At 67.7% G+C, this 7,041-nt stretch carries 6 protein-coding genes; 2 read left to right on the forward strand and 4 right to left on the reverse strand.

Annotated elements, in window-relative coordinates:
* Window positions 1-47 precede the first annotated feature (47 nt).
* A complete protein-coding gene (locus Hhyl2_RS09670; RefSeq protein ID WP_483550531.1) occupies window positions 48-2,195 on the forward strand; it encodes a glycoside hydrolase family 32 protein in 2,148 nt (715 codons plus the stop codon).
* Here the strand turns inward: Hhyl2_RS09670 and Hhyl2_RS09675 are convergent, their stop codons facing one another.
* From Hhyl2_RS09675 to Hhyl2_RS09690, 4 genes are all read right to left on the reverse strand, one after another.
* A complete protein-coding gene (locus tag Hhyl2_RS09675) occupies window positions 2,196-2,984 on the reverse strand; it encodes a hypothetical protein (RefSeq protein ID WP_483550532.1) in 789 nt (262 codons plus the stop codon). It abuts the gene before it with no gap.
* Between the two features lie 63 nt (window positions 2,985-3,047).
* Window positions 3,048-3,956 (reverse strand): hypothetical protein, encoded by a 909-nt coding sequence (locus Hhyl2_RS09680; protein WP_483550533.1) that lies wholly within the window; start codon window positions 3,954-3,956, stop codon window positions 3,048-3,050.
* A 67-nt stretch (window positions 3,957-4,023) separates the two neighbouring features.
* The gene (locus Hhyl2_RS09685; protein WP_483550534.1) at window positions 4,024-5,334 is read right to left on the reverse strand and encodes a glycoside hydrolase family 68 protein; all 1,311 of its coding nucleotides are present in this window, start codon (window positions 5,332-5,334) and stop codon (window positions 4,024-4,026) included.
* A 76-nt stretch (window positions 5,335-5,410) separates the two neighbouring features.
* Window positions 5,411-5,644: a DUF7996 family protein gene (locus tag Hhyl2_RS09690; RefSeq protein WP_483550535.1), complete on the reverse strand. Its 234-nt coding sequence runs from the start codon at window positions 5,642-5,644 to the stop codon at window positions 5,411-5,413.
* Window positions 5,645-5,778: 134 nt separating this feature from the next.
* Between Hhyl2_RS09690 and Hhyl2_RS09695 the strand changes: the two genes are divergently transcribed.
* Window positions 5,779-6,825: a phytoene/squalene synthase family protein gene (locus tag Hhyl2_RS09695; RefSeq protein ID WP_483550536.1), complete on the forward strand. Its 1,047-nt coding sequence runs from the start codon at window positions 5,779-5,781 to the stop codon at window positions 6,823-6,825.
* The last annotated feature ends 216 nt before the right edge of the window (window positions 6,826-7,041 follow it).

The raw sequence follows: 7,041 nt of genomic DNA on the forward strand, positions 1-7,041 counted from the left end.
AAACAATTACCGAATGTTTTTATATTTGAGAGAAGGATTCTCCGCCAATGGTCGAATCGCTGCGGATCGGCTGCCTCTACGTCGACTCCTGCTCGGGTGAGCAGACAGCCGCGTACGACTGGTGTGGGGATGCGGCCGGGACGGTCGAACGCCGCCCGCTCGCGGACGTCGACCCGGACGCCTACGACGTGCTCTGGTGGCACCGGGACGACGAGTTCGATGCGGATGCACTCCCGCCCGAGGCCGCGCGGATGCTACAGTCGTTTGTCCGGGATGGCGGCGGACTCCTGCTCACGCTCGGCGCGATGGGCGCAGTCGAGTCGCTCGGGTTCGACTCCGTCGCGCCCGACGAGAGCGGCTGGGAGGAGATCTCCGAACCGACCGGACCACTGTGGAAGGCCCTCTACGAGGACCATCCGCTCCACGAGGAGTTCGACACGCTCAGGATCCACACCCGTGGGCCAGGGGTCACTGTCCCCTACACCCGGTACGAATCGGTCACGCCGGCGCGTGGCGACGTGCTGGCGAGTACGGCCCGGGCAGACACCGACGTGGTCTCACAGCTGTCGACTATCGTCTGGCACCCCGGTGACGGGCAGGTCGTCGGCATCGGCTCGGCCGTCTCCTTTCTCCATCCGACCCACGACATCTGTCGACGGAACCGGGAGACCCTCGTAGGCAACGCTCTCCGACAACTCGCCAGCGACGAGCGCTCGCCGCTTCTTGGTCGCCCCAAGGACACCGAGGCGTTCGAACGGATGCGAGGCCACCTCGCCGCCGACTCCCACCGTCCGCGCTATCACGTTACATCGCCGGCCAACTGGCTCAACGACCCGAACGGCCTCATCCACTGGAACGGGCGCTATCACCTCTTCTACCAGTACAACCCCGCTGGCCCGTTCCACGGCACCATCCACTGGGGCCACGCGGTCAGCGACGACCTCGTCCACTGGGAGGACGAACCTGTGGCGCTCGCGCCCTCGCCCGACGGCCCGGACCGGGACGGCTGCTGGTCGGGCTGTGCGGTCGACGACGACGGCACAGCGACGGTGCTGTACACCGGCGGTCGCGGGAAACTCCAGCTGCCGTGTATGGCGACCGCCGACGACGAGGGCCTCCGTACATGGACCAAAGACCCCGAGAACCCGATCATCCAGGAGGTCCCGCGCGAGCCACAGGTCCTCTCGACAGAGGACTGGGACGGGGAGTTCCGCGACCACTGCGTCTGGCGCGAGGACGGTACCTGGTACCAGCTCATCGGGGCCGGCATCGAGGACGGCGGCGGTGCGGCGCTGCTGTACGAGTCCGACGACCTCCGGGACTGGGAGTACCGGGGCCCGATCCTGGCCGGTGACCGGGACACGGCCGGGACCGTCTGGGAGTGTCCCGAACTGCTCGACTTCGGTAACAAGCAGCTCCTGCACATCTCGAACTACGAGGACGTCGTCTATTTCTTGGGTACCTACGAAGACGGCGAGTTCGACGCCGAACGCCGGGACAAACTCGACCACGGCGACTTCTACGCCCCCCAGTCGATGTGGCTCGACGACGGCCGGATCCTCACCTGGGGGTGGCTCCCGGAGGCGCGAGACGTCAGCGCCCAGTGGGATGCCGGCTGGTCGGGGACGATGTCGCTCCCACGGGAGTTGACCCTGGCCGACGACGGCGGGCTCTGTCAGCGGCCGGCGCCCGAACTCCGCGAGTTGCGGGGCGAAAACGTCGGCCACGACGTGCTCCGACTGGACGGCGACCGCCGGTCGCTCGACGTCGACAGCCAGCAGTTCGAACTCCGCGCGACGGTGCGGCTGGACGACGCCGACGCGCTCGAACTGTCGGTCCTGGAGACGCCCGACCGCGAGGAGTACACCCCGATCCGGTATTCCCGAGACAGCGAGGTGACCGTCGACCGCTCGACGGCAAGCCTCGACGAGCGGGCGACCAGCGCCACCCAGCGGATGCGAGTCACGCCGTACGACTCGCCGCTGTCGCTGCGCGTGTTCGTCGACGGCTCCGTCGTCGAGGTGTTCGCTAACGAACGCCACTGCCTGACCAGCCGGGTCTATCCGACCCGTGAGGACGCGACGGGCATCTCACTGCAGGCCGAGGGCGGCCGGGCGACGGTGGCCTCGCTGGACATCTGGGAGCTAGATGGCGTCTGGACCACGCTCGGTTCCGACCGCGTGGCGCCACGGTAGTCAGCTCGTGACGATCTCCACGAGCATCACGCCGAGCACGGCGACGGGTCCGAGTGCCAGAAGCCCGCCAAGCAGCAGGTGTCCGACGACGCTCGTCAGACTCCGGGTCGACACGTCCTCGATCGAGTAGTCGGTCACCAGACCGTCCGCGTCGGTCGTGGGCCGCACCACGAGGCTGTCGCCCCAGTCGGCCTCGGGGTCGCGCTCGACGCGTCCGAACACGACGACGGGGTCTCCCGGTCTGATAGTTCGCTCGCCGTAGTGGCGCCGCTCCTGGCCGACCGTGATCGGCCCGACGTCGACACCCTCGCCGGCATCGAGATCCGGCGTCCGCTCGACGTATCGGCGGACACGGTCCGGGAGTTCCTCGCCGGCATCGACGGTGACCGTCTCGGCGTGCCGGCCGCTGATATCCAGGCAGTCACCCGGTGCGTCGACGAGTACGGCGTCCTCGCCGTCGTCGAGTCGGAAGGGAACCGTCTGCCGGTCCTCGTGGATGGTCTGGTAGCTGCCGTCGCCGAGCGAGGTCCACTCCCGGAGATCGTAGTCTGCAGCCACCGCCGTCGCGCCGGTGAACGCGCCAGCGATGGTCTCACGGTCGGCCACTGTGGTGCCCGACACCGTGACCAGATCGCCCGCCTGAAGGCTGGCGACAGCACGGCGCGGGGCCGCCCGGAACGCTCGCCGACGTCGGAGCGCGTCGAATCCCTGCCGAGCGATGACGACTCCCCCGAAGACGAACGGTAACCCCACGAAGACGAATCCCACCAGGACCACGACGAGAACCATCCTCACCACGACGACCACCGACTCATGCCCACAGGACGTAACCCAGCGCGATAGCTGTTCGCCTCAGAGTCTCGTCGACGTCCCCGAGAAGCCACAGTCGTCACACGCGACCGTCTGGCTGTCCCCGAGCGTGTAGGCGGCGACGTGGCCGCCACACCGCGGACAGTTCTCGCCGGGGGCTGGTTCGCGCGCCTCGGCCAGCACCGCCTCGAAGGCCGGTGCGGCGTCGCTGCTGGCGATCACCTGTGCGTGGACCGCCGACAGCGACGGCTCGACCGCGACGCCCCAGATGAGCACCGCGTCGACCGGGATCGACCGCTGGATGCCGTCGACGGCGTCGACCGCCGACGCGAGCGTCAGGTCAGGCCCGCCGACCAGATTGACCAGGACGGCACCGGGCGACCCCACGTCGGCGTATGGGGCGTCCAGCGCCGCTCGCACCGCCGCCGCGGCGTCGCTCGCGGTGTCCCCGCTATCGGTCCCGGTCCCCGTCCCCACGGCGGCGGTCGGCCCCGCCTGGAGTACGGTCCGGACGTCAGCCAGATCGAGGTTGATGACGCCCGGCCGGATGATCAGATCCGCGAGCGTCGTGACGGTCGCACGGATCCCCCGACGGTGGACGTCCGGCGGCACGACGAGCAGCGCGTCGACCGCGCTCCGGAGCCGTGCGGCCTCCCTCGCGACCGTCGGGTCGAGCGCGGCCGCAGAGGTCGGGGCGGCGACGACCGCCAGCGAGAGCCCTGCGCCGACCGTCAGACGGTCCAGCCACTCGACGGGTGGCGTCGTCCCGTCGGCGAAATCCGTGAGCAGGACCGTCACCGCCGCCATCTGGCCGTCGTCGGTGGGTGGCTCGGACAGTGACGTGATGCCGGGGACCCGCCCCAGTCCCGCCGCCAGCCCCGTGACGCCGCCGTGACCGACGACCACGAGCGAGTGCTGTGGGTCCGGAACGGTGGCGTCGTCTCCGCGCATTGTCGACTCGTACACGGTAGACGCACTGAGACGACAAAAGCTCTGAGGGGGGCAGAGTCGAGCCGGGCTACTGCCCGTAGCCGCCGCGGTCGCTCGCCTGCCCGCGCCGGATGAGTTCACGATCCGTCGGCGGCAGTTCCTCGCCGACCATCGGGATGTGCCAGTGGCCCAGCGTCCCGATGATTCGTGTCCGGTTCCCGTCAACGTCGAGTCGGACGGTCGGGCCGAGCGTGCCGCCGAAGCGGCGCATCTGCTCGGACTCGGGGAGGTGTGCGATCTCGTCTAAGGTGTCGCCGGCGAACTCGTAGTAGTTGAAGAAGCTCTGGACGAGCACCTCCTCGTCGTGGGGGAACGCCATCCACGAATAGGACTGGAACGGGGCGTTCGCGGGGTTGGTCACGACCAGTCCCGACTCGTTCAGCGGGACGTAATCGCCCCGGAGTTCCTCGGCGACGAAGCCATACAGCGCGTCGAAGCCGTCGAGGCCGGGGGCGAAGGTGTGGAGGTGACTGGAGATAAAGAGGTAGTACAGGCCGTCGCGGTAGACGATGTGGGGCCGTTCGAGTTCCTGGTTGACGCCGACGGCGTCCAGCAGCGGGTCTTCGAGTTCCCACTCCAGGGGGTCACCGGACGGCGAGCGGGCGATGCCGACGCTCCCGTTGAACCCCTGGAGTTCTGCGTCGCCGCCGCAGGCGTCGCTCCCCTCGGGGACGGGCGAGTTGGCCTCGAACAGCAGCCACGTCTCGCCGGTCTCGGGATCCTCGAAGAACCACGGGTCACGGAAGGTGTAGATCATCGCGCGGGACTGGTCCTCGCGCTCGTAACGCTCGCCGTCGGGGTGGAGCAGTTCGTGATGTGTCCAGGGACCACGGAGTTCGAAGCCGTCGTCGGTGTGGATCCGACCGCCGCTGGCGCCGACGATGCGCTGGCCGTATGTAAGGTCCTCGGCGCCGTCCTCGCCGGCCGCCGTGTAGAAGAGATAGACCGAGCCGTCGTCGTCGTACAGTGCCGAGCCGGCCCACTGGCGCTGGCCCAGCGCGTTCTCGAAGACCGGGCCGGCGTTGTGCCAGTTCTTGCCGTCGTCGGAGTAGAAACACCGGATGGTCGCGACGTCGTGGCGCTTGCCCGGCAGCAGGTCCGAGGGCGCGGTCAGCGAGAAACAGACCCGGTAGCCGTCGACCTCGGCCAGGGTGCCGTTCCGGTTGCGCAGGAACCAGGTGTCCCAGATATGGACCTCCGGAATCTGGTCGTCCTCGGGCGGGTAGACGATGGGCGCAACAGTGTCGTCGGTGCGTTCGATCTTCGCGGCTTGCTCGCGGCTCCAGCCAGCGCGGGCCCCGTATCCCGGTGCACCCTCGCCGAGCGACTGGTCTGTCATACAACTGTGTGTCTCAACGACCGGGATAACGTTTCTGGATGCCTACTACTGCTGTAGTATGTTCGTTTCTGCGCGATCAGGACTGCTCGTGTGACGATTCCTCTTCGGAGCGCCCGACGCCCTCGGGCGCGCTGATGTCGAGTGGACGGATCCACTCGTACCAGATGAGGACGACGCCGAGACCGTAACCCAGCGCCCAGACGGCGCTGCCGACCAGCGGATAGCCCAGCGAGCTCAGGAACCCGTTGGCCAGGCCGGGGACGATGACGACGGCGGCGATGGTCGCCCCGAGCACCACGCTGTCGTTCATCGACGACTCCTCCTGTAGCGTGTTCGCATAGCCGCCCTAGGGACCAGCGGCGCTTAGGCGTGGCGCTCTCCTGCCGACCGGAATCCATAGCCGTCCCATTTTTATCACAGTATGCCCTACCGCGGATGTCGGGAATGTCTCAGAACCACACTGACCGGTCGTCACAGGAAGACATCGAGTGGTGCTACGACGCCGTCCACCGGGTGTCGCGAACGTTCAGTCTGACGATCGCGGAGTTAGAAGAGCCGATGGCACGCGATATCTGTGTCGGGTACCTCCTCTGTCGTGTCGCGGATACCATCGAGGACGCCGGGCACGTCCCGCCGGGCGTGCAGGCAGAACTCCTCCGGACCTACAGCCGCGTCCTCGACCCGGAGACTGACACGACCATCCGTACCTTCCGGGAGGCCGCAGACGAGTGGATCCCGGAGTCGAAAAACGACGACTGGCGGGTCGTCGACAACGCCGGCCGCGTCGTCGACGTGTTCCGGTCCCTCGAAGGGCGCTCGCCCGAGACGATCCGTGGCCCGGTCCGCGAACTCGTCGACGGGATGGCGATGTTCGTCGACCGCTACGCCGACGCTGGTGGGCTCCGAATCCAGACGCTCGAAGAACTCGAAGAGTACTGCTGGTACGCCGCCGGCACCGTCGGCACACTCGTCACCGGCCTGGTCTCCCACGAGGCCACCGACGAGCAGGTCCAACAGATGGAGGCCAACGCGCGCTCGTTCGCCCTGTTGCTCCAGCTCGTCAACGTCGCCAAGGACGCCGCGACGGACATGGAGGAGGAAAACAACGTCTACCTCCCGCTGGAGCTGCTGCACGAGCAGGGGCTGGACCACAGCGACGTCGGCGACACGGGCCACACGGCCGCGCTCGTCCCGGTCATCGAGGCCGTCACCGAGCGCGCCGAGGGCTACCTCGACGGCGCACAGAACTGGCTCGACGCCATGCCCGAGACGCGGGGCAACCGCCTCTCGGCGTGGGCCATCCCGTTCCTGCTCGCGGTCGGGACCATCCGCGAACTCCGGGACCGCCCGGCCGACGTCATCGAGGAGGGCAACGTCAAGATCACCCGCCAGGAGGTCCACGCGGTCTGTCAGCAGTTCGTCGGCGACGACGACCCCTCGCTGGCCGAACTTCGCTCGAAGATCCGCCAGCAACCGCTCCACGAGTACTGACTCCGACGACCCAGTGTGGACATCCCGTTTTCCGCGCAGACGATTCGTGAGTGAGAGTTGTGTTTTCTTCAGCAGTAGAGAGTTCTGAGAGCCAGAAAGCCCCCGCGTTCTCAGCTCCCGCGGCTCGCTGTCGTCCGAAAGGCGCTGCGCGCCTTTCGTGATCACGAGAGAGCTTTAGTGACTGCCGAAACTTTTGTATTGTCACAGTGGGTTGGG

The organism is Haloarcula sp. H-hyl2, assembly GCF_056934385.1.